We start from the raw sequence: 23,093 nt of genomic DNA on the forward strand, positions 1-23,093 counted from the left end.
CGAGCGTGTAATTTAGGTAATGATCTCATGACCTAAACTGAAACTGAACGGCGCCGTCGCCTTAGGGGCGCACCGGGACCAATTATTGCGTGCCGGTCATCGCCGCGAAATTGTGCGAGCCGCTACCGGTTGCGAGTAGGTCCGGGCGGGCGGTGACCGGAGTCGCGCGAACCGCGACCAGGGTCACACCGGGACCGATCGCGAACCGGGTTCTGCGCTGGAGATATCCAGGTGTCTCGACCGCCTGTGTCAGGACGACGCTGTGTGGGTAGGCCGGCCGCAGTCGTTCGCCGACGACGACCACGCCGCGAATACCGAGGCGGTCCAGCGTGGCCGCAGCCTCACCTGGGGTTCGCGCGGTCAGGACATAGCCGCGGCCCATGAAGTCGCTGGTCGATAGCCACTGCGACGCGCGGGCGGTCCAGATTTGCCGCCGACCGCGATCCGCAAAGGCGGCGGCGGCGATCACGGCGCCCTCGCCGCCGGCCCGGCCGTCGACCAGCCAGATACCGGGCGTGTCGATCATCGTCTGCGCGATCGCCGGCGCGCCGAGATCGGGCTTCGCGGTTTCGTGCGCGAGGGCGATCGCGGGGGGAACGAGCATCCCGACGGAGCAGGCGACCGCAGCCGCCCGGAACACTGCGCCGAAGCTCCACAACGAACGGATCCCCAATGTGGCGAGAATGATGCACCACGGCAGCAGCGGCAGGATGTACCGGTCGACTAGCGCCACGGGCACGATCGCCTGGAAGATCAGCGTCGCGAGGATCACCGCGACTGATAGCCTGACGACCGGCCCCGAACGGGCATCGCGCCAGTGATGGATCGCACCGACCGCCACCAGGAACATCCCGCTCAGGCCAATATTGGCGTGTACGGCCTTAAGGTTGGTGACGAGCGAGTCCCACGCGTAGGCGAACCCCGGTGCGTAGTTGAACCCGCCAGCCGATATCCTGAACGAGATCAAGTACCACGGCAGGACCAGCAGACCGGTCGCCACGCCTGCGATCCAGAGGCTGCGATCGGCCAACAGAGCCCAGCGGCGCGAGAGCACGATCTCGATCAGGGGCACGAGGATGACGAGCACGCCGTTGCCCTTCACGAGCGTCGCGAAGACCGCGAGCGCCGCGAATAGCGCGTAGCGCCACCAGGACGGACGGTCGGCGGCGGCGAGCCAAGCGATGCCAGCGAGTCCGACGACCAGCGTCACCGGCTGGTCGAGCAGGAAGTAGCGCGCGCTCTCGACCTCCAGCGGTAGGAGCAGCACGACGAATGCGGCGGCAATCGCCAGGCGTGACGCGCCGGCGCGGAACAGGCCCCAGCCCACGAGCGACGCCGGCAGCCCGGCGATGAACGCACTGAGGATCGCGGCGGCAAAAGGAGAGGGGCGTAGTACCGCGAACAGCGGCGCGAGCAGCGCGTACCAGCCGGGGGGCCAGTGGCCGATCGAGAGCTTTGGAAAGTGCGCGTAGAAATCCTGCGCGAACGTCATCGGCGAGGGTAGCCCGGCGCGCAGCCAGTCCCCAATGAACAGCGTGTTGATGTAATGCGAGGACTCATCGGGATCGATGAAGCTCGCCGAGAGCCCGCCCGTGAGCGCGGCGAGCGCCAGCGCCGCCAGCCCGAGCAGTGGCGCGAGTGCGATCGTTCGCGTGACGGCCCCCCGGTTGGTCATCGCGCAAAACTAGCCGACCGGGCGCCCGAAAACCATGATCATTCGGTACCATCGCGCGGACGGGCCCGGGTGGACCGAAGCCGATGCCTTGAGAGGCAAAGGACTTCGGTCCGAGGGGCTAACGGCGGGTCAGAACGCGCCGGACAGCGTGAAGAACACCTGCCGCGGCGGCGTCGCATAGCTGTTGTAGGTCGTGCTCGCCGCGCCGACGACGACTTCGTAGATGCCCTTGCGGTTGGTGAGATTGGTGACGTTGACCGAAAACCGCGTGTTCTTCAGGCCGAGACCGCCGATCGGTGGCAGCGCGTAGCCGGCCTGCGCGCTGAGCAGGACGCGACCCGATACCGAATGGTCGTTGGTGTAGGTGGCGAAGCGGCGGCCGACGAAGTCACCGATCACCTGGACGTCGAACGGGCCGTCGTTCGCGCTGGCGACGACCTTGTTGAGCCATTTCGCGGTGTTTGGCACGTATTTGCCCGCGGTCGGGACCGTTGCGGTCCCGCTCGTGTAATTGTCGTCGTATTTCGAGCTGTTGTACGACAGCGCATCGTACAGCGAGAAATGCGGCCCGAACCGCAACGTCGTGGCGAAATCGACGCCGTTGGTCGTGACCCCGCCGACGTTCTGCAGGATCGATACGCCGCCGACGACCGACGCGATCACCGGCGTCGCGCTGATCTGCAACAGGCGGTTGCTGAAATCGACGTGGTAATAGTTCACCTGGCCTTCGATCGCGGTGATCGGGCCGAGCGATACCTGGCGATGCGACCGGAGGCCCGCCTCGTAGGTCCACGAGCTTTCGGGCGACGTCTCGGCCTTCAGCTGGTCGAACGCCTGCTGACTGCCGAGATTATACGGCGACAGCCCGGCAGCAACCGACGTCTGGAACTGGCGGACGTTCTTCTGCACGTTGGCGAACAGCTGCTCCGACGAGGTCACATCCCAGGTCCCACCGACCGCGGGCAGGAACCATTTCTTGGTGCTGATCTTGCCTTCGGGCAGGCCGGTCGAGGCCCCCGACAACGCGCCCGGTAGCGGCTGGACCGGTACTGCGCCATTGGCGAACTGCAGGCTGGACTTGAAGCCGGCCTCCAGCGTGACCGCGGGCGTGACGTGCCAGCGATCCTGAAGGTGGAACTGGACGATATCGACATCGACGTCGCTGCCATATTGGGTCAGGCGACGCAGTGCCGGGTCGGCGCGGACATAGGGCGTCGAGGGATTGTCGATCGGGAACGCGTACCAGCGGCGCCGGACTGTGTTCGCGTTGTGCTCGTACCAGCCGCCAAGCTCGATCTCGTGACTGCCCGCCTCGACCGCGAGCCGCGACAACAGGCCCTCGCGGTCGACGGTGTACTCGGTGGTCCGCAGCGCATAGCCTGAATTGCCGAACACCTGCTTCAGGTTCTGGCCGGGATAATAGATCCGGAACAGCGCGGGCAGACCCGCCACCGTGATCGGTCCGGCGATCTGCCCTTCGCCATCGTCGTGATGGTAATAGACCTGGTTCGAGAACGTCACCGCGTCCGAAAAGCGGTAATCGAGCTTCACATAGCCCAGATAGTCCTTGCGCTGCGCATCGCCGTAGTAGTTCAGGTAATTGACCGGTGCGTTGGCGGGGACGTTGCCGTTGGCATCGAGATAGGCGAGCGCCGCGCCGAAGTTCGGATAGAGCAGGCTGCGATAATAGGGCTCGATCCCGCCGGCATTGTGCGCGACCGAATCCTGGTTCGGTTCCTGCTTGTCGGAAAAGGCGAAATAGCCGGTCAGCGTGACGTGGCTGTCTTTGTGGATGAACTTCGAGTTGACCTGATAGCCGCCCTGTTTCGCGTCGAACTCCCACGCGCGCGCCTTCTGGCGGACGGCGGACACATAGCCGCTGTTGGTGCCGCCAAGACCTTCGAATTCGCCGCTGTCGACCCGCAGATAGCTGCGTTGCGCATCGTAGCTGCCGAGCGTCTGCGCGAACCGGAGGCCGAGATCGCGCGCGGGATCGCTGGTGAACGTCTCGACCGCGCCACCGAGATTGCTGGCCGACGCCGTGCCGAGATCGGCGGCACCCGACGACAGGCGAACCTGGCCGACATTCTCGCTGATCACCGCGCGCTGTGGCGAGAGGCCGTTGAAATTGCCGTAGGATTGATCGCCTAGCGGCACGCCGTCGAGCGTGAAGCCAAGCTGGTTCTGGTTGAACCCGTGGACGACCAGCGAAATGTTCTGTTCGTTGTTGCCCCACGGGTCGGCGGTTTCGAACTGGACGCCGGGCAGCGTCTGGATCGCCTTGACCGGACTGACGCCTGGCATGGTCTTCTGCATCTCGACGCCCGACAGCGCGACCGACGACCGCGTCGTGCGGCTGGCGGTCACCATGATCGTGCCGTCCGCGGTCGCCTCGGGTGGCGTATCCTGGGTCGCGTTGGCGGGCGCGGCATCGGCGCTGGCCTCACCGTTTGCTTGTGCCGGTGCGGCCTGCGCGATCGACGGCGTTGCGCATGCCATGATCCCGATCGCCGCCGACGACAGAAAAAGCGAAGCGCGATGCACGCCCCGGAACTCGAACATTGCAGATCCCCTTGTCGCCGCCCAAACGCGGCGTGAGGGCGGCGACTAGGCAGGGTCCGCGACACGTCGGTGTCGGTTCGGTTACATATATTATACAGTCGTGACGGAGGGCCGCATGGTGGGATCGGCCGTGCGACGTTCCCGATCAGCCGTCGTTTTGGCCCCGCCAACAAAAGCTTTGGTGGCACAAAGGACAAAGACTTTCCAACGCCTATCGATCTGGGGGACATTGCTCGCGTAACCAGGAGGTGGCGATGCCACGATCGATCGAGCGTTCGAATATCCAGTGGCCGACGGTTGCCGTCGCGGTTGCGATCTATGGCGGCTGGCTCGCCGCGACCGCGTGGCATGACGCGGTTCCCTGGCCCGTGCTGGTGGCGATCGGAGGGTGGCTGATCGCGTGGCATGGGTCGTTGCAGCACGAGACGATCCACGGCCATCCGACGCGATACTCCGCGATCAACGCGGTGATCGGGTTCGTGCCGTTGTCGCTGTGGCTGCCATACGGATCCTACCACCGAAGCCACCGCGCGCATCACGCCGCCGCGGTCATCACCGACCCGTCGCACGATCCGGAATCGCGGTATCGCGCGCATACCGACGGCGTGGCGGCGTTGCTCGGCTGGCTGCAATCGACGCTGGCGGGGCAGATGATCTTCGGGCCGCCGATCTCGGTCGTACGGTTTCTGTCCGGCGAGGCCCGGCGGGTGGCCCGCGACCCGGCGCGTGTCCTGCGCGACTGGGTGCCGCATCTGGCTGCGGTCGCGATCCTGATCGCTTGGCTCGATCATGTCGGGCTGGGGCTTGCGCGCTATATCCTGACGTTCGTCTATCCCGGGATGGCGCTGACGATGCTGCGGTCCTACGCCGAGCATCGCGCGGATCTGGCGAGCCCCGGCCGTGCGGCGAGCGTCGAACGCGGCGGTGTGCTGGGGCTGCTGTTTCTCAACAACAACCTGCACGCTGCACACCACGAATCGCCGTCGCTCGCCTGGTATCGGTTGCCGGAGTATCATGCGCGTAACCGGGCGCGCTTCGTCGATCTGGGGGCGCCGATCTACCGCGGCTATGGCGAGATCGTTCGGCGGTTCGCGTTGCGGTCGCATGACGACATGATCCATCCGCGGCACAGGGGCACGCCGTCTTGACGAGGCACTGCGCATCGCTCGGCATGTACGATCATCCGGCGCAGCGGGCGGCGAACGATCGCTTGTGGGCGGCTATGGCGGGGATCCTGCGGTCGGAGGGCGTTGCCGACGTACCGAATACGCTTGATCGGTCGCGCGACATCCATGCGCTGTGGCGAGACCCTTCGCTTCTGTTCGGGCAGGCCTGCGGATACCCGCTGATCGCCGATTCGTCGCTGGCGCTCCGCGTGCTGGCGCTGCCGGTGTACGCTACACCGGGTTGCGTCGGCGCGACCCATACGAGCGTGATCGTGGCGCGCGCCGATGATATCGGGACGTCACTCGACGGTTTCCGACAGCGCCGCGCGGCGATCAACGATCGACGATCGAACACGGGGATGAACCTGTTGCGGGCGACGATCGCACCGGTCGCGGGCGAGGGGGCATTCTTCGCCAGCGTGATCGAAACGGGATCGCACCGTGCGAGCATGATCGCGGTCGGCGCAGGCCAAGCGGATATCGCCGCGATCGATTGCGTGACCTATCCGGCGATCGAACGCTTCGAACCGGCAGTGACCGCGGCGTTGCGGATCGTCGCGCACAGCCCGGCGTCGCCGACGCTCCCGTTCGTGACCGCCGCTTCGACGAGTGCGGCTACCGTGACGGCGCTTAGGATGGCGCTAGATCGGGTCATGGTCGATTCCGATCTCGCCGAGGATCGCGCGCACCTGTTCCTGACCGGCGCGATAGCGGCGGACCGTGCCGCGCTCGCGCCGATCGCGGCACTCGAAGCCGCGGCGATCCGCGCCGGTTATGCCGAACTGCGATGACATGAGGATCCGATCATGATGCACGTACCCGACACCCTCGATCTCGCATCGACGATCGCCGAACTGCGCGCGGCGCGCACGGCGTGGCGTCACGATGCGGATGGCCGCCATACGGTCGCGCGATTTCCGTCGCGCGATGCGGTCTCGGCGGCGATGGACGATCTGGTCGCGGCGCTGTTCCCCGGGCGGCTCGGCGCGTTCGCCGGCCCGGCGGACCTCGAGGATGCGTTCGTCGAGGCGCGGCTTCGGGCGGCGCTAACGGAATTCCGGCGGCAGATCGAACGCGAGTTCGGCTATTGGCAGGAAGAGGCGGTGCTGGCGTTCGATGCGAGCCAGGCGGCGATGATCGTCGATCTCTTCGCCGCCGAGCTGGGACCAATCCGCGAGCTGGTCGACGATGACGTCCGCGCGGCGTTCCTCGGCGACCCTGCGGCCCGCAGCGCCGATGAGATCCTGGTCTGCTATCCCGGCATCACCGCGATCCTGTACCACCGGATCGCGCACGCGCTGTATGGTCTCGGCGCACCGATCGTAGCGCGGATCGTGTCCGAACTGGCGAACGGCCGCACCGGGATCGATATCCATCCGGGGGCGACGATCGGCCGGCGCTTCTTCATCGATCACGGCACCGGCGTCGTGATCGGCGAGACCGCGATCATCGGCGACCGCGTGCAGCTCTATCAGCATGTGACGCTCGGCGCGCGCAGCCCGCTCGGCGTCACCGATGTCTCGCCGCGCGAACGCCTTGCCCGCCATCCGATCGTCGAGGACGACGTGGTGATCTATGCGGGGGCGACGATTCTGGGGCGCGTGACGATCGGGCAGGGCGCGACGATCGGCGGCAATGTCTGGCTACTGGAGGACGTCCCCGCGGGCAGCGTCGTCGCGCAGCCCACCGCGGTGATCCTGGCGGGCGAGGCCGCGGACCATCTGCACGAGACGCTGCGGGGGCGCACCGCATGAGGCGGTTCGCCTGTTGCCGCGAGATCGATGGTCCGCCGAAACCGGTGATCGGCGTGTTGTGCTGCAACGAGATCGCCAATCGACCGATCCAGGCGGTCGCCACGCGCTTTGTCGAGCCGCTGGTGCGCTATGCGGGTGCCACTGTCTTGCTGGTGCCCGCGGTGGCGGATGCAATGGATACGCGGTCGCTTGCCGGGCGGCTCGACGGGCTGTTGCTGACGGGATCGCGGTCGAACGTGGCTGGTGGGCGCTACGGCAACACGGATGCGTCCGACGACGCTCTCGATCTTGACCGCGATGCCGTTGCGCTGGACTTGGCAGGGCGGATGATCGAGGCGGGTCGGCCGGTGTTCGGGATCTGTCGGGGCCTGCAGGAACTGAACGTGCTGTTCGGGGGTACGCTGACCGATACGCTCGACGAGGGGCATCATCGGTCGACCGACGACGCCACCGCGTATGAAACGCTGTTCGATCACGTGCACGACGTCGCGCTCAGCGCTGGCGGGGTGTTAGCCTCTGCGATCGCGCAACCGAGCATCTCGGTCACGTCGGTGCATCGCCAAGGCATCGATCGGCTGGGCGAGGGCCTGACCGTCGAGGCGCATGCGGTATCCGACGGGCTGGTCGAGGCGTTCTCCGCGCGACCGTGCGGGGGGGATGTGCTGGGGGTGCAATGGCATCCGGAGTGGGACGTTGCGGCCAGTGCATCCGGTCAGGCGTTCTTTACATTTATCGGACAGGCGCTTGGCGCCTATCGGGGCGGCTGAGTGCATAACACGCATCGAGATCGTCGCAGAACGATCGTTTAACAGGGACATTGTCATGACTGCTTATCGTATGGCGCTGGCGCTCACCGCCTCGGCCTTCGCCTTCACCACCGCGTACCCTGCGTTTGCGCAGGATGCGCCGCCGCCGGCCGCCACCGACCAAGCCGCCGCGGCGCTGCCCGATACGCAGGACGACATCATCGTCACCGGAACGCGCGCGGTCGGCCGGTCGCGGCTTGATAGCGCGTCGCCGGTCGACGTGCTGAGTTCGGCGGCGCTCCAGCGGCAGGGGACGACCGAGCTCGGTGCGGCGCTGTCGGCGATCGCGCCGTCGATCGACTTTCCGCGGCCCTCCGCGGTCGACGGCACCGACGCGATCCGTCCCGCGACCCTGCGCGGCTTGTCGCCCGACCAGACGCTGGTGCTGATCAACGGCGTGCGCGGGCATACCGCGGCACTGCTCAACGTCGGCGGCTCGGTCGGGCGTGGCTCTGCCGCGGTCGACCTCAACACGATCCCGACCGTCGCGCTCGACAGGATCGAAGTGCTGCGCGACGGCGCATCGGCGCAATATGGCTCCGACGCGATCGCCGGCGTCGTCAACCTGCGGCTGCGCGAGGCACGCTCGGGCGGCGGCGCGACGGTCAATTACGGGTTCTACAACACCGATATCGATACCGCGCGCGGCAGCCGCCCCACGAACGGCGAGCATGCCGTCACGGTATCGGGCTGGCAGGGCATCGGCTTTGGCGAGGACGGGTTCCTGACCGTGTCGGGCGAGTATCTCGATCGTCAGGCGACCAACCGCGCGGACTTCGACCCCCGCATCACGCCGACCCGCGTCACCGGCCGGTTCGGCGATCCGCAGGTCGAACAATACAGCATCTTCGCCAATGCCGGCACGACGCTGACCGGCACGTGGAAGCTGTATGGCTGGCTCGGCTATCAGGATCGCGACACGCGCAGCGCCGCCTTCCCGCGGCTCGACAGCGCGACCACCCAGCTGGCCGGGTATACCGGCGGGTTCCTGCCGCTGATCAACACCAAGTCGCGCGATCTCAATTCGGCGGTCGGGATCAAGGGCGAGGTCGCCGACTGGAACGTCGATCTGAACGTCAGTTATGGCCGCAACAAGATCGGCTTTCGCACGCTCAATTCCGCCAACTACGCATATGGTGCGGCAACGCCCAAGGACTTCTCCGATGGCGCGTTGGTCTACGACCAGCTCGTCGCCGGGCTCGACGTCAGCCGCAAGCTCGACGTGTTGCAGGGCCTGAACGTCGCGTTCGGTGTCGAAGGACGCCGCGAGGGGTTCGAGATCCAGGCGGGCGAACTCGCCTCCTATGGCTATCCGACCAGCGGCGCGGTCGCGGGCGCCTCGCCGGGCGCGCAGGGGTTCGGCGGCTTCGCGCCCGCCAACGAAGTCGATCGCCATCGTCGCAACGGCAGCGTCTACCTCGATCTCGAGGCGCAGGTGACCGACAAGCTGCTAATCGGACTGGCGGGGCGCGGCGAGGATTATTCCGACTTCGGCAAGACCGGCACCGGCAAGATCTCCGCGCGCTATGATGTCGCACCGTGGTTCGCGTTGCGCGGTACCGCCTCGACCGGGTTCCGCGCACCCGCGCTCCAGCAGCAATATTTCACCTCGATCGCTACGGTCATCCAGAACGGGGTGCCGATCCAGACCGGCACCTTCCCGTCGGTCAGCCCCGTCGCGACGCGGCTGGGCGGCCTGCCGCTCGAACCCGAGAAGTCGACCAATCTGTCGTTCGGCACGGTGGTGCGGTTCGGTCGGTTCGACCTGACCGTCGATGCGTACCGGATCCACATCCGCAACCAGATCGGCCTGTCGGAGAACATCACGACATCGACCAGCCAGTCGGCTGCGGTCAACGCGCAGATCGCCAGCCTGCTCGCCGGATCGGGTGCGACCGCGGCGCGGTTCTTCATCAACGGCCTCGCCTCGACTACCAAGGGTATCGACGCGGTCGCGCATTACCGGATGCCGACCGATGCGGCCGGGACCTTCGACCTGACGATCGCGGGCAACATCAACGACAGCGACGTGACGCGCGTGCCGACCTCGACCTCGACGCTGAACCCAGCGCCGACGCTGTTCGCGCGCAGCCGCATCCTGACGCTGGAGGACGGTACGCCGGGCGCGAAGGTGACAGGATCGGTCGACTGGTCGCTCGATCGGCTCGGGGCGCTGGCGCGCGTGACCTACTATGGCGACGTCAACCAGCCGGGCACCACGCCTGCTGCCGACGTCCATAGCGGCAAGCACGTCATCACCGATGTCGAGCTGCGCTATCAGGCGACCAAGGGCGCGCAGCTTGGACTGGGGGTAAGCAACCTGTTCGACGTGTATCCCGATGCGACGATCCCGGCGAACAACACCACCGGCGTGATCGGCTTCCCGTATTACTCGCCTTTCGGGTTCAACGGGCGGTACCTCTACGCGCGGGCCGGGCTTAGCTGGTAGGGTCGGGTTGAGGGTTGATCGACTCCTCTGACGAGGATCGACCTTGGCTTGCTGAAGACTTTTCTCCCCTCCCTGGAAGGGAGGGGGCGGGGGTGGGTCGGGTTCCGTATCATGGAACGTCGGCGACACGAGCGGGCCTACCCACCCCCAACCCCTCCCTTTCAGGGAGGGGGGAAGATTAGTTCTTCCTAGGAACGACCGCGTAAATGCACCTACGCCGCTAATCATCGAAGCCGACGAACATTGCGGCCTCGGCGACCGGGCGCCGCTCGGACACGACGGCGTTGGCGGGGAAATCCTCGTCAGGCCAACCGAGCGCGATGCTTTTCATGATGACCTGATCATCGGGGATCCGGGCGTGTTCGCGAACGACGGGGGACTGCATGATCCCCTGGCTATTGATGACCGTCCCGAGCCCGCGCGACCAGGCCGCGTTGACGAGCGCAGTGGCTACCGCGCCGCAATCGAACGCGGTGTCGTCGCTGCCTGCGACGGCGCGATCATAGGTGATGATGACGCAGACGGGTGCGTCGAACTGGCGGAAGCCGCGCATCACCCAGTCCTGGCGGGCGTCCTTATCGTCCCGAGCGATGCCCATCGCTGAGAAGAGCTGTCTGGCCACGCCGACCTGCCGCTCGCGGTGCGCGCCAGCAAAGGCCTCGCCGGTTCGAAACTCGCGCGACTGCGGGATGCCGGCCGCCATCCGCTGCGTGTTGCCCGAGCGGATCGCGTCGAGCGCGGCGCCGCCGACGACGTGAAAATGATAGGGCTGGGTGTTCATCGACGACGGTGCGCGCATCGCCAGCGTGAGGACATCCTCGATCAGCGCGCGCGGCACCGGCTTGGGCAGATAGCCGCGAATGCTGCGCCGGCCGAGGATCACGTCGTCATAGTGCATGCAGGGCCCCGTCACAGTGATTGTCCGTACTGGATACAGACTTCTCCGGTGACGAAAACCCTGGCGATCGCTCTGGTATGGACGATCCGCGAGGGTCGGGGACGCCGAAGCGCCCCCGACGATCTCAGTATTTCACGCGGAGACGGGCGTAATAGAGGCCACCGTTGAAGCCGAACGGTCCACCGTTACGCGCATAGACCTGGCCGTCGGAGGATCCTCCGGTCAGCGGGTAGATCGGCGTGGACTTCGAGGTCAGCTTATCGGGACGTTCGTCGAGCAGGTTCTGCGCGCCGAGCGTCAGCGTGTAGTTCTTGGCGAAGGTATAGCTGACGTCGAGATCGGTGGTGAACTTGCCGCCGAAACGCTGCGCCACGGGGTTGGAGGTCGATACGTAATCCTGCGCGCTCAGCCACCAGCTGTAATAGTTCTCGCGCACGTTGATGCTGACGCCGTCGAGCGACCAGTTGGTGGTGAAGACCACGCGGTGGTTCGGCGCCAGATGCTCGGCGTCGAGGATCTGGTTCGGCCCGATGACCTGCGGATCGTATTTGGTGACGGTGCTCTTGTTGTAGTTGTAGGCGAGCGTCAGGTTGACCGCCGCTTCGTCGAGCGTCGTGCGGTAGGTGCCGACCACATCGACACCGCGCGTGCGCGTATTGAAGCCGTTGGTGAAGTAGTTGACCTGCCCGTTGACGCCGACCGCCAGCAATGCCGGCTGGGCGGCGAGATCGGCGGCCGAAACGATGAAGTTCTGCGTGATGCCGATCCGGTTGCGCACGCTGATACTGTAGCCGTCGACGGTCAGAGTCAGGTTCTTCACCGGATTGAGGATGAAGCCGATGCCGTAGTTGGTCGACTTCTCGGGCTTGAGCGCATCGGCCCCGAAATATTGCGCGATCGCGGTGCTGACCGGGTAGGTGCCACTCTGGACGGCATTGCCGCCGACAAACGCGGTGGTGATGATCGCGTTGTTCGACTGGCCCGGTGACGGTGCGTGGAACCCGGTACCGACCGTGCCGCGCAGCGAGAACGCGTCGGCGAACTTGTAGATCGCGTTGAACTTGCCGACCACCGCGCCCCCGAACGAGTCGTAATGTTCGTAGCGTCCGGCCGCGCCGACGCTGAGCGCGGTGGTCAGATCGGTCTCGACGTTGAGGTAGGCGCCATAGCTCTTCTGGCTGTAACGGCCGGCGGCTTCGGGGCTCGTCCCGGCATAGCCGCTGGCGCCGACGCCTTGCGCGCTGGTCGTTCCGGAAAAGCTGTAAACGCCGGGTGCGGTCTGCGTGTAGAGTTGCTGCGCGACCGAATAGGGGCCGGCGGCGTAGGATTGCAAATCGCCGACGGTCTGTTCGTAGGTTTCCTTGCGGAATTCGGCGCCGCCCGCGATCGTCAGCGGGCTCGGCAACCCGACTTCCAACGGGTAGCTGAGATCGAGGTTGGCGTCGGCCTCTTCCTGGATCAGCTCGCCGAACGTGAAGCTCGTCTGCGTCTGCGGGCCGTAGGAGGCGTTGAGCGAGTCGTACATCGACAGCGTCAGCGTGTTGCGGCTGAGCGAGCCTGACAGGTCGTATTTCAGGCCACCCGCGATTTCGCCCTTGTAGCCGAGCGTCCCGTAAAGCTCCTTGGTCACGCCGACGAAGCGCGGCGTGAAGCCCGCCGGGTAGAGTGAGCTGTAGCGGAACGTGTTGCCGTCGCGGACGAAGCCGCCGGCTGGGCAGGTCGCGCTGCCGGTCGGGCAGGCGGTCAGGAAGAAGGTGTTGTTGAACAGCGCGTTGGCGCTCTGCGTGCGGGTAACCCCATCGGTGTCGACTGCGGTGCTGGTCACCGAGGCGCGATAGTTGAAGCTCTGGTCGGCCTTGCTGCGCGCGAAGTTGCCGAAGAAATAGAGCTTGCTGTCGCTCGTGACGTCGATCGCGGAATTGACGACGAATTTATAGCCATGCGACGGCGACGAACCCCAGATCTGCGCGGGGAGCGGGTAATTGGGAAGCTGCGACGCGGAGCCCGGATTGTTGATTGCATAGTTGGCGGCGGAGGGTCGCTGCGCACCGCGGCTGGTCTGACCGTCGTCGTTATACTCGCCGGTGACGTTGATGAACCCGAGCGTCCCTAGCGCGACGCCGGCATTCGCGGCGATCTGATAGCTCTTGCCGTCGCCGGCATAATATTCGCCGTAGCGCGCGACCATTTCGAGTCCCGACACTTCCTTCAGGCCGTAGTTCAACACGCCCGCGATCGCATCCGAGCCATATTGCGCGGTGGCGCCTTCGCGCAGGATCTGGAGGCTGCCGATCGCGAGCGAGGGGATCGCCGAGATGTCGGCGCCCTGCGAGCCGCGGCCGAGCCCGGTATCGCTGCCGCCATAGACCTGGACGAGTGCGGAGCGATTGTAGCGCTTGCCGTTGATCATCACGAGCACCTGATCGGCGGGCAGGCCGCGGAGAGACGGCGAACGGACGAAGGTCGAAGCGTCGGATATCGAGTTCTGGCCGACGTAGAAGGACGGTACGATGCTCTTCAACGTGTCGAGCATGTTGGCTGAGGGCTGCGCGGCCAGTTCGGCCGAACTGATGACGTCGACCGGTGATGCCGAGTCCGCTAATGTTCGATCGGTACGGCGGGTGCCGAGAATGACGATATCGCTACCGGCTTCTTGTGGCGCAGTCTCGATTACTGATGCTGTCTGGGCAGATGCTTCGGGATTGGTCTGCGCGGCCGCCGCGGCAGTTCCTGAGAGGAATGCCGCCGCCAACGCCAAAGTCGAACTCGTATAGTTGATCATCCTAGGCCCCTTTCAAAGTGAGACTCTCAGGATCCTTCCCCTAAACTCGCGTATCGGGCCGTCTTTTGAAGACGTGTTTACGAGACGCGCTATTATCGGTGCGATGATCGACGGCGATGTTGGGTGAGCTGCTTCACATTACGTGTCGGTGATTCCTGTATATCTGATTTCGACGCACCATCCCGCGCCGATCCATCGGCGAATCTTGACGATGCTTGTCACTCCCCGCCGACAAGTCGCCACATCGTTCGCGCTCTGGCAATGCAAAATTTCAAAAACTGAAACAGTTTTGTCGTTTTGTTGTAAAATTGCCGCAATCGATTTGACCAGGCCACGCGGGCGCAATTCGGTCGATGGGGCGCAATCTGTGCAGCCATTGCAATCGATTGTTGCTTTTCGAGGCGACCGTTGTAGGGTCGTCTCCGATCCCGCGCAGACGGGCTTTTCGCCAATGAGGATGGCCCGTCATGCGACTACCCGACAGCAAGCCGCATCTATCGCTGCCGCGCATTCTCGAGATGAATCTGGGGTTCCTCGGACTGCAGTTCAGCTTTGGCCTGCAGCAGGGCAACATGGCGCCGATCTACAGCTATCTCGGCGCGTCGGAGGCGTCGCTGCCGTTGCTCCAGCTCGCCGGGCCGATGACCGGGTTGCTGATCCAGCCGTTGATCGGGGCACTGAGCGATCGGACGGATTCACGCTGGGGGCGGCGGACGCCGTATTTCCTGTTCGGGGCGGTGCTGTGCGCGCTCGGGCTGTTCTTCATGCCGCTCAGCCATTCGATCCTGATGGCGGTATCGATGTTGTGGATCCTCGATGCGGGCAACAACATCACGATGGAGCCGTACCGCGCGTACGTGTCGGACCGCCTGAACGAGGACCAGCACGAGATCGGCTTCCTGACGCAGAGCGCGTTCACCGGGCTCGCGCAGATGCTCGCGTTCCTGACGCCGTCGCTGCTGGTGTGGGCGGGGATGAACCAGGATTGGGTCGACACGCATAACATCCCGTACACCGCGCGGATCGCGTTCATGGTCGGCGCGGTGCTGTCGTTCTCGACCATTCTCTGGTCGATCAAGCGTGTTCCCGAGCTGCCGCTGTCGCCTGCCGAGCGCGCGGCGATCGCCGCCAAGCCCAAGGGGTTCGCCGCAACGCTGAAGGAGATCGGTTCGGCGATCCGCGACATGCCGCCGGCGATGCGCAAGCTCGCGCTGATGAGCCTGTTCCAGTGGTACGCGATGGCGGCGTATTGGGGGTATGTGATCTATTCGATCGGCCGGTCGGTGTACGGGACCGACGTACCGACCTCGTCGGGTTTCCACTCGGCGGTGCTGACCAACGGCGAGATGGCGGCGTTCTACAACGGCGTCGCGTTCGTCGCGGCGTTCGCGATGGTGCCGCTGGCGAAGCGGCTGGGCGCGGCGAGCTTGCACGCGCTGTGCCTCGTTCTTGCCGGGATCGGGATGCTGTGGCTGCCGCATATCGAGAGCAAGGCGCTGCTGTTCGTGCCCGCGATCGGCATCGGCATCGGCTGGGCCAGCATCATGGGCAATCCGTACGTGATCCTGGCCGGCGCGATCCCGCCAGAGCGGACCGGTGTCTACATGGGCATCTTCAACATGATGATCGTCATCCCGATGCTGCTGATCGCGGCGACCTTGCCGTTCTATTATGGGCCGTTGATGCACGCCGATCCCCGCAACGTGCTGACGCTGTGCGGGATCCTGATGTTCTGCGCGGCGGCGGCGGTGTGGACCGTGCGCGAACGCAATGCCGAAGGGCTTTCGGTCGGGGCGACGCAGCATGATTGAGCCGATGATCACGCTGACCGGCCGCACCATGAGTGCGGTGATCGAGCCGCGCGGCGATGCCCCGCCGGTCTGGCGCTGGTGGGGGGGCACGGTCGATGCACGCGGTCTGCCCTCGCTTGCCGATACGCGCCCGGCGGCGTCCTTCTCGCTCGATATCGACCAGCCCTTGGCGGTCGTGCCGGCGTTCGGCACTGGGTGGTTCGGCCCGCCCGCTCTTCGCGCGCACCGCGATGGCCGGCATTCCGCGCAGTGGTTCGAGACCGTGTCGATCGAAACTGGCGACGATGGCCTGACGATCACGCTGGTCGACCGTGCTGCGCGACTGACGCTGGTCCAGCGGATTGCCGTCGCTGGCGACCTGCTGACGCTGTCGGGCGAGGTGGTCAACGACGGCGAGGACGTGCTCGAGATCGAATGGCTCGCCGCGGGTACGCTGCCGCTGCCGGGCGATTGCGCGCAGATCCACAGCTTCACTGGGCGGCACAATGCCGAGTTCGTGCCGCAGGCCGAGCCGATGCCTGCGCATGGCTGGGTGCGCGAGAACCGCCGCGGGCTGACCGGGCATGCCGGGCCACCCGGACTGTTCGTCAGCGGTCCGGCGAGCGGCTGGCACGCCGGACGCGTTCATGCCGCGCAACTTGCCTGGTCGGGCAATCACCGTCTCGCGGTCGAGCGCGACGACGATGGCGTCTGGGTCTTGCAGATGGGTGAGGCGCTCGCACCGGGTGAGATCCGGCTGGCGCCCGGCGATCGCTATGCGACGCCCGAGATGCTGGCGACCTGTTCGGGCGAGGGGCTGAACTGCGCGATGCAGGCGTTCCATGCCGCGATCCGTGCGCGCGCGCCTTGGCCCGCGGGGGGCATGCGTTCGCGCCCGGTTCACGTGAATAGCTGGGAAGGGTTCTATTTCGATCACGATGAGGCCGCGCTGATGGCGCTCGCGGACCGCTCCGCCGCGCTTGGTGTGGAGCGGTTCGTGCTCGACGATGGCTGGTTCAAGGGCCGCGACGACGACACCGCCGCGCTCGGCGACTGGGTGCCGGACCCGGTAAAATACCCGCGCGGGCTGAGGCCGTTAGCGGCGCATATCGTCGGGCTCGGTATGGAATTCGGGCTGTGGGTCGAACCCGAAATGATCAATCCCGACAGCGATCTCGCGCGCGCGCATCCCGACTGGGCGCTGCATGTCAACGGCGTGCCACAGCACACTTCGCGTAACCAGCTCGTGCTCGATCTCGGCCGATCGGAAGTCCGCGACTATCTGTTCGCGCGGCTCCATGCGTTGCTGACCGAACTGCCGATCGCGTATCTGAAATGGGATCACAACCGGGACCTCGCGGTGGCCGGCGGCGCCGATGGTCGTGCCGGCTATCACGCGCAGGTTCGCGGCGCCTATGCCTTGTTCGACCGGCTCGGGGCGGCGCATCCGGCGCTGGAGATCGAGGCGTGTGCGGGTGGCGGCGGGCGGATCGACGCGGGTATCGCGGCTCGCACGCACCGGTTCTGGACCAGCGACTGCATCGACGCGGTCAGCCGGGTGCGGATGCAGCGCGGCTTCCTGCATTTCATGCCGCCCGAGATGATGGGCGCGCATGTCGGCGCCAGCCCCGCGCACTCGACCGGTCGCAGCCAGGGCATGGCATTCCGCGCCGCGGTCGCGCTGCCGGGACATTTTGGCGTCGAGCTCGATCCCGCGACGATGGCGGAGACGGACGCTGCTACGCTTGCGGGTGGGATTGCGCGGTACAAGGCGTTACGCGATCGGCTCCACCACGGTCGCGTCTGGCTGGGGGAGGGGCCGGACGGCCTCGTCTGGCAGGCGCACGGCAAGCCCGACGATCTGATCCTTCAGGTCACGCGCGTCGAGCCGACCACCGTGCGCCGACCGCCTGCGATCGTCTTGCCGATGCTCGCCGGGCGTGGTGCGCTCCGCGTCCACCTGCTCGACGTCGCGACCGAGGCAGGGCATCCCGCGCCCGATGCGCCTGTGTTCGCCGCGATGCGCGACGGCGGCGTGGTCTATTCGGGCGACTGGCTCGCCCAGGCCGGACTGCCGACGCCGGCGATGAAGGCCGAAAGCGCCGCGCTGTTCCGGATCGAGCCCGCGTGAGTCTCCCAAGAATTCCTCCCCTTTTCCGTCTCTGACTCCAGGATAGCCATGCCCGCCATCACCCATTGGTCCGCCGAGATGCTCGGTCGGATCGCCGACCAGTTCGACGCCGAGCTTCCCGTCATCACCCCGGCCGACGTCGTACCGGTGGTCGCCGATCACGACGTCTGGGACATGTGGCAGATCGCCTATGCCGATGGCCGCACCGCGATGAGCGACGGCCGCAGCTGGTGGTTCTTCCTCGCGACGCCGAAGTTCGACGATCCCGACGATCGCCATGACGCGGCGCGGATCCGCCTGACCAGCTACGGCGCCGACGGCTGGCGCGATCACGGCGAGACGTTTCCGGACGGGTTTACGCCCGGCAGTCGCGAATGGTCGGGATCGGCGGTGCTCGGCGACGACGACACGACGCTGACGATGTATTTCACCGCGTCCGGGCGACGCGGCGGTCCGCGCACTTTCGAGCAGCGCCTGTTCGAAACGCAGGGTCGGTTCGTCGACGGCAGGACGCTCGACTGGAGCGAACCGGTCGAATCCGTCGCCGCCGATGGCACCCACTATCTGCGCGCCGATCAGGTCGAAGGCGTCGACGGCCGGATCAAGGGCTTTCGCGACCCGGGCTATTTCCGCGATCCCGTCGACGGTACCGAATATCTGCTATTCGCTGGTTCGGCAGGCTGGGTCGATGCGGTCGACGACGGCGTGATCGGGGTGGCGGTGCGCCCCGCCGGTGATGCGCACTGGGTGATCGCTCCGCCGCTGGTCGAATCGATCGGCATGAACAGCGAACTCGAGCGACCGCATATCGTTCTGCATGACGGCCGCTATTACCTGTTCTGGTCGACTCAGGCGAAGCGGTTCGCGCCAGGCATCGCCGCGCCGACCGGGCTGTATGGCATGGTCGCCGACACGATGGCTGGGCCGTGGCGTCCGCTCAACGGATCGGGACTGGTCGCAGCAAACCCGGCAGCCGAGCCGTTCCAGGCGTATTGCTGGTGGGTGACGGGCGAGCTCGACGTCATCAGCTTCGTCGATTTCTGGGGACTCGACGGCGACGCGCCGGACACGCCCGAGCGTCGCCGCGCGCATTTCGGCGGCACCGCCGCGCCGTGGTTCCGCCTCCTGCTCGACGGCGACCATGCATCTGTTCAGGTAGAGTCGCGCTCCACGAGCACCGGGACCATCTCGACCGATGGCGAGTCCTCGCCCGCAAGCCGGGCATAGAGCGCGGCGACCATCGCCTTCGCGCCGGCAGCGATGTCCTGACGGATCGTCGTCAGCCGAGGCACCGTCTGCCCCGCGAGCGGCAGGTCGTCGAAGCCGACCACGCCGATCGCGTCGGGGACCGACAGGCCGTGATCGGCGAGCACGCGCAACGCGTTCATCGCGATCACGTCCGACGCGCAGGCCAGCCCGTCGATATCGCGGCCGATCCGCGCGACATGCGCGGCGATCTCGTGCTCCATCACGTCCGAAGCGAGATGCGTGTCGAGTTGGAGGGGAGGGGGCAGCCCGGCGGCGGCGGTCGCGGCAACGACACCCTCATAGCGCTGACGAATTTCAGGCGTGCGCACTTCACCGAGGAACGCGAGGCGACGTTTGCCGCGCGCGATCAGATGCTCGCCTGCCATGCGCCCGCCGCCGACATTGTCGGTGCCGATCGCGCAGTGCACCTGACCGTCCCAGTGGCTGCCCCACGCGACCAGCGGGCGATATTGCCCGGCTACGCGCTCGATCGCGTCGAACTGCGTCGACTGACCGATCACCAGAACGCCGTCGAGCATCCCGGAATCGACGATCGCCTCCAGCCAGTCCTCGGCATCCGGAATGATCCGCGACAGCATCACGTCATAGCCGTTTTCGGTCAGCGCATCGGCGAGATGGCCGAGCATCGTCATGAAGAATGGGTCGGAGATGTGCTGGCGACGTTCGTGGCCGAGCGGGACGACCACGCCGATCACGCCGGTTCGCTGAGTCCTGAGGCGGCGCGCCATCTGGTTCGGACGGAAGTCGTGTTCCGCGGCCAGCGCCTGGATCCGTGCCCGCGTCTCGGCATTGACCAGTGATTTGCCCGCCAGCGCGCGCGATACCGTCCCCGCCGATACACCCGCCAACTTCGCAAGTTCGGCAATGTTGCGCACCCGCCGTCCGGTCCTGCCCAGTCCCTCGTCCATCGCTAGTTCCGCTCGATTGATCGCGTGCCTTGTCGGGCGCGTACCATGTTCCGTCAACATCATCCCAAAAACCTCAACAATCGATTGCGGAATGACTGTTGCAATCGATTGTAATTGGTTTTAGAGGGCGATTATCGAGCGGCTCGGAGAAGGTCGCGTCATTATCCCAAGGAGGGGACCGATCATGCGCCTGCCATCGACGTCACTGGTTTCGCTTGCTGCACTCGCCGTAGCCTTGGGGGCCACGCCCTCGTTCGCCCAGATCGCAACGGTCCCGACGCCAGCGTCTGGTCAGCCCGGCGCGCCTTCGGTGCAGGCGACCACGCCGCAGCCCGGCCAGGCCGCGAACAACTCGGCGACCGCGACCACCAACACCGCGATCGACGGTTCGCCCGTGGCGGCAGCGACGACCGCGGATGACAGCGGCGCATCGGGCCAGTTTCTCAACGACATCGTCGTGACCGGTTCGCGCCAGGGCCAGACCAAGTTCCGCAGCTCGACCTCGGTCAGCGACGTCACCGCCGCACAGATCACGCAGTTCACGCCGCGCTCCGAAGCCGATGTCCTCCACCTCATCCCCGGCATCCGCGTCGAATCGACGGCGGGCGCAGGTGGCAACTCGAACATCACCGTACGCGGCCTGCCGCTCGCATCGGGTGGCTCGAAGTACGTCCAGCTGCAGGAAGATGGCCTGCCGAACGTTGAGTTCGGCGACATCGCGTTCGGCAACAACGACTTCTGGCAGCGCTACGACTATACCGTCGACCGGTTGCAGGCGGTCCGTGGCGGCACCTCGTCGACCGGCGCATCGCAGGCCCCAGGCGCGGTCATCAACTATGTGTCCAAGACCGGCGAGACCGCGGGCGGGCGCGTCGGCGTGTCGACCGGCCTCGGCTACAACGACAAGCGGGTCGACTTCGATTACGGTGCGCCGATCAGCGATACGCTGCGCTTCAACGTCGGCGGCTTCTACCGCAACGGCGAAGGCCCGCGCGATCTCAGCTATACCGCGGAGAACGGCTATCAGGTGAAGGCCAACGTCACCAAGTCGTTCGACAACAACGCCGGCTATATCCGCCTCAACTTCAAGCGGCTCGACGATCGTGCGCCGACCTACACATCGATGCCGTTCGGCGTCCGCGTCAAGGGCGACACGATCACCGGCTATTACCCGCTCGACGGTTATGATGCGCGCAAGGACACGTCGTTCTCGAAGAACAACCTGACCTTCCCGGTCGTCAATTCTGATGGCTCGGTGTCGCAGGGCAACAACAAGGATGGCATCTCGGTCCGCTCGACCACCGCGGGTGGCGAACTCCACTACGACTTCGGCAAGAATCTCGCGATAGACAACCGCTTCGCCTATACCTGGAACAACGGTGTCTTCTCGGTGCCGTTCTTCGGCAGCCTGACCAACGTCAGCGCGCTCACCTCGGGCGCCAATCCCTACACCGTCACCACCGCGAACGGCACGACCTACACCGCCGCCAGCGCGCGCTATGCCAATGGGCCCAACGCGGGGCAGACCGTCGCGGGCAACGCGGTCGTCAACGGCAACCCGACGCTGCGCACGGCGATGAACAACATGAACCATTGGGCCAACGACTTCGGCGTGACCGGCAAGTTCGACGTCGGCGCCGGGAAGGTCACCGCGCGCGCCGCCTATTACCATTACAACCAGACGATCAACATGGACTGGCAGTGGAACGGCAGCCTGACCGCCGCGACCGCGAACGACCCGGCGATGATCGACCTGTACAATGCGGCAGGCGTGCGCCTGACCGACAACGGCATCACCGGCTACAATACCGGCTTCGGCGCGTTCAATCGCCATTACGACCTGAACTATGCCGGCAACGCGCCCTATGCGACGCTGAACTATGAGGACGACCATGTCAGCCTGGACGCGAGCGGGCGGTATGAGTTCCTCCACGCATCGGGCGATTTCTTCCAGACCGCGGCGACCAAGTCCGCGCTCGACGTCAATGGCGACGGCGCGCTGTCGGTCGCCGAGCAGAACACGTATCTGAACAGCGGCGTGGCGCAGAAGATCGATTACAGCGTCGATTACTTCAACTGGTCGCTCGGTGCGAACTATCGGTTCAACGGCAACACCAGCGCGTTCATCCGCGTCAGCCAGGGCCACCGCGCCAATGCCGACCGGATCGTCTCGGACTTCCCCGGCGCGTTCACCGCGGCGGGTAGGCTGACCGACATCGGCCGTTCGGTCGCGGTCAATCCGGTGACTCAGCAGGAACTGGGTATCAAGCAGCGCGGCAATGTCGGCGGGTTCAGCTACGGTGCGTTCCTGACCGGCTTCCGCAGCCAGGCGACCGAATACAATTACGACCTCACGCGCCCGGTGGGCCAGCGGCAGATCTTCCAGCGCTACAAGACCTACGGCGCCGAGCTGGAATCGCAGATGTCGTACGAGCATTTCGCGCTCAACGCGAACATCGTCTACACGCATTCGCGGATCGCGCAGGATCTGATCGGCAACAATTCGGGTAACACGCCAGCGGCGACGCCGGACTTCATGTTCACGATCTCGCCGTCGTTCAACCTGCCGCTCGGCTCGATCGGCTTCACGTATCTCGGTCAGACCAAGACCTATACGGACTCGAGCAATCTGCTGAAGCAGCGCGGGCAGGGGATCTTCAACGCGTTCGTGTACGTCAAGCCGGTCGAGCCGCTGACGATCAGCCTGAACGTCGCCAATCTGTTCAACAGCTGGGATCAGTCCGGCCGTCTCGATCAGGCCTCGGTCGGCGACCTTGCCACGACGGGTTCGCTGTACGGCGTCGCCTATGCCGGGACCAACCGTGCGGGCTTCGGGCGGACCTTCTCGCTGTCGGCGAGCTACGCGTTCTGATCGTCGAACCCCGGGTCTGACCGAGCGAACT

At 65.8% G+C, this 23,093-nt stretch carries 14 protein-coding genes; 9 read left to right on the forward strand and 5 right to left on the reverse strand.

Features of this window, described 5'->3' with window-relative positions; translation table 11 throughout:
- Positions 1 to 82: 82 nt before the first annotated feature.
- Both C8J47_RS06340 and C8J47_RS06345 read right to left on the reverse strand, forming a co-directional pair.
- The gene (locus C8J47_RS06340) at positions 83 to 1,675 is read right to left on the reverse strand and encodes a glycosyltransferase family 39 protein (RefSeq protein WP_121884942.1); all 1,593 of its coding nucleotides are present in this window, start codon (positions 1,673 to 1,675) and stop codon (positions 83 to 85) included.
- 129 nt (positions 1,676 to 1,804) lie between these two features.
- Positions 1,805 to 4,237 (reverse strand): TonB-dependent receptor, encoded by a 2,433-nt coding sequence (locus C8J47_RS06345; RefSeq protein ID WP_183129037.1) that lies wholly within the window; start codon positions 4,235 to 4,237, stop codon positions 1,805 to 1,807.
- A 254-nt stretch (positions 4,238 to 4,491) separates the two neighbouring features.
- Between C8J47_RS06345 and C8J47_RS06350 the strand changes: the two genes are divergently transcribed.
- From C8J47_RS06350 to C8J47_RS06370, 5 genes are read left to right on the forward strand one after another with little or no spacing between them, the layout of a single operon-like run.
- The gene (locus C8J47_RS06350; RefSeq protein ID WP_121884943.1) at positions 4,492 to 5,385 is read left to right on the forward strand and encodes a fatty acid desaturase; all 894 of its coding nucleotides are present in this window, start codon (positions 4,492 to 4,494) and stop codon (positions 5,383 to 5,385) included.
- On the forward strand, positions 5,382 to 6,194 hold the full coding sequence (locus C8J47_RS06355; protein WP_121884944.1) for a phosphate/phosphite/phosphonate ABC transporter substrate-binding protein: 813 nt from the start codon (positions 5,382 to 5,384) through the stop codon (positions 6,192 to 6,194). The genes C8J47_RS06350 and C8J47_RS06355 overlap by 4 nt, the downstream gene beginning before the upstream one ends.
- A gap of 15 nt (positions 6,195 to 6,209) precedes the next feature.
- Positions 6,210 to 7,157 (forward strand): serine O-acetyltransferase EpsC, encoded by a 948-nt coding sequence (epsC, locus tag C8J47_RS06360; RefSeq protein WP_121884945.1) that lies wholly within the window; start codon positions 6,210 to 6,212, stop codon positions 7,155 to 7,157.
- Entirely contained in the window at positions 7,154 to 7,924 is a 771-nt protein-coding gene (locus C8J47_RS06365) for a gamma-glutamyl-gamma-aminobutyrate hydrolase family protein (protein ID WP_183129038.1), read from the forward strand. Before epsC ends, C8J47_RS06365 begins: the two co-directional genes overlap by 4 nt.
- Positions 7,925 to 7,979: 55 nt before the next feature.
- Positions 7,980 to 10,412 carry a TonB-dependent siderophore receptor gene (locus C8J47_RS06370; protein WP_121884946.1) on the forward strand — a complete coding sequence of 811 codons (2,433 nt, stop codon included), beginning with the start codon at positions 7,980 to 7,982 and terminating at the stop codon, positions 10,410 to 10,412.
- 220 nt (positions 10,413 to 10,632) lie between these two features.
- Here the strand turns inward: C8J47_RS06370 and C8J47_RS06375 are convergent, their stop codons facing one another.
- Positions 10,633 to 11,310, reverse strand: a complete 678-nt coding sequence (locus C8J47_RS06375; protein WP_121884947.1) for a nitroreductase — start codon at positions 11,308 to 11,310, stop codon at positions 10,633 to 10,635.
- 124 nt (positions 11,311 to 11,434) lie between these two features.
- Positions 11,435 to 14,092 carry a TonB-dependent siderophore receptor gene (locus C8J47_RS06380; RefSeq protein WP_121884948.1) on the reverse strand — a complete coding sequence of 886 codons (2,658 nt, stop codon included), beginning with the start codon at positions 14,090 to 14,092 and terminating at the stop codon, positions 11,435 to 11,437.
- Between the two features lie 467 nt (positions 14,093 to 14,559).
- Here C8J47_RS06380 and C8J47_RS06385 point away from each other — a divergent pair, with 467 nt between their 5' ends.
- The 3 genes from C8J47_RS06385 to C8J47_RS06395 are packed head-to-tail and all read left to right on the forward strand — an operon-like array spanning position 14,560 to position 19,240.
- A complete protein-coding gene (locus C8J47_RS06385; RefSeq protein WP_121884949.1) occupies positions 14,560 to 15,903 on the forward strand; it encodes an MFS transporter in 1,344 nt (447 codons plus the stop codon).
- Positions 15,896 to 18,013 carry an alpha-galactosidase gene (locus C8J47_RS06390; protein ID WP_259467405.1) on the forward strand — a complete coding sequence of 706 codons (2,118 nt, stop codon included), beginning with the start codon at positions 15,896 to 15,898 and terminating at the stop codon, positions 18,011 to 18,013. The genes C8J47_RS06385 and C8J47_RS06390 overlap by 8 nt, the downstream gene beginning before the upstream one ends.
- A 48-nt stretch (positions 18,014 to 18,061) precedes the next feature.
- Positions 18,062 to 19,240: a glycoside hydrolase family 68 protein gene (locus C8J47_RS06395; protein WP_121884951.1), complete on the forward strand. Its 1,179-nt coding sequence runs from the start codon at positions 18,062 to 18,064 to the stop codon at positions 19,238 to 19,240.
- Here C8J47_RS06395 and C8J47_RS06400 read toward each other — a convergent pair.
- On the reverse strand, positions 19,165 to 20,190 hold the full coding sequence (locus C8J47_RS06400; protein WP_121884952.1) for a LacI family DNA-binding transcriptional regulator: 1,026 nt from the start codon (positions 20,188 to 20,190) through the stop codon (positions 19,165 to 19,167). The two genes, C8J47_RS06395 and C8J47_RS06400, sit on opposite strands and share 76 nt — an antisense overlap.
- A 184-nt stretch (positions 20,191 to 20,374) precedes the next feature.
- Between C8J47_RS06400 and C8J47_RS06405 the strand changes: the two genes are divergently transcribed.
- Positions 20,375 to 23,062 carry a TonB-dependent receptor domain-containing protein gene (locus C8J47_RS06405; protein ID WP_220683352.1) on the forward strand — a complete coding sequence of 896 codons (2,688 nt, stop codon included), beginning with the start codon at positions 20,375 to 20,377 and terminating at the stop codon, positions 23,060 to 23,062.
- Positions 23,063 to 23,093 lie beyond the last annotated feature (31 nt).

This window comes from Sphingomonas sp. PP-F2F-G114-C0414 (assembly GCF_003688595.1).
In the GTDB taxonomy this organism is placed as follows: Bacteria; Pseudomonadota; Alphaproteobacteria; order Sphingomonadales; family Sphingomonadaceae; genus Sphingomonas.

What these genes read in the sequence shown, in the direction of transcription:
- C8J47_RS06340 (WP_121884942.1), bottom strand. Translation starts at nt 1,675, where the DNA reads ATGACCAACCGGGGGGCCGTCACGCGAACGATCGCACTCGCGCCACTG.
- C8J47_RS06345 (WP_183129037.1), bottom strand. Translation starts at nt 4,237, where the DNA reads ATGTTCGAGTTCCGGGGCGTGCATCGCGCTTCGCTTTTTCTGTCGTCG.
- C8J47_RS06350 (WP_121884943.1), top strand. Translation starts at nt 4,492, where the DNA reads ATGCCACGATCGATCGAGCGTTCGAATATCCAGTGGCCGACGGTTGCC.
- epsC (WP_121884945.1), top strand. Translation starts at nt 6,210, where the DNA reads ATGATGCACGTACCCGACACCCTCGATCTCGCATCGACGATCGCCGAA.
- C8J47_RS06365 (WP_183129038.1), top strand. Translation starts at nt 7,154, where the DNA reads ATGAGGCGGTTCGCCTGTTGCCGCGAGATCGATGGTCCGCCGAAACCG.
- C8J47_RS06370 (WP_121884946.1), top strand. Translation starts at nt 7,980, where the DNA reads ATGACTGCTTATCGTATGGCGCTGGCGCTCACCGCCTCGGCCTTCGCC.
- C8J47_RS06375 (WP_121884947.1), bottom strand. Translation starts at nt 11,310, where the DNA reads ATGCACTATGACGACGTGATCCTCGGCCGGCGCAGCATTCGCGGCTAT.
- C8J47_RS06380 (WP_121884948.1), bottom strand. Translation starts at nt 14,092, where the DNA reads ATGATCAACTATACGAGTTCGACTTTGGCGTTGGCGGCGGCATTCCTC.
- C8J47_RS06385 (WP_121884949.1), top strand. Translation starts at nt 14,560, where the DNA reads ATGCGACTACCCGACAGCAAGCCGCATCTATCGCTGCCGCGCATTCTC.
- C8J47_RS06390 (WP_259467405.1), top strand. Translation starts at nt 15,896, where the DNA reads ATGATTGAGCCGATGATCACGCTGACCGGCCGCACCATGAGTGCGGTG.
- C8J47_RS06395 (WP_121884951.1), top strand. Translation starts at nt 18,062, where the DNA reads ATGCCCGCCATCACCCATTGGTCCGCCGAGATGCTCGGTCGGATCGCC.
- C8J47_RS06400 (WP_121884952.1), bottom strand. Translation starts at nt 20,190, where the DNA reads ATGGACGAGGGACTGGGCAGGACCGGACGGCGGGTGCGCAACATTGCC.
- C8J47_RS06405 (WP_220683352.1), top strand. Translation starts at nt 20,375, where the DNA reads ATGCGCCTGCCATCGACGTCACTGGTTTCGCTTGCTGCACTCGCCGTA.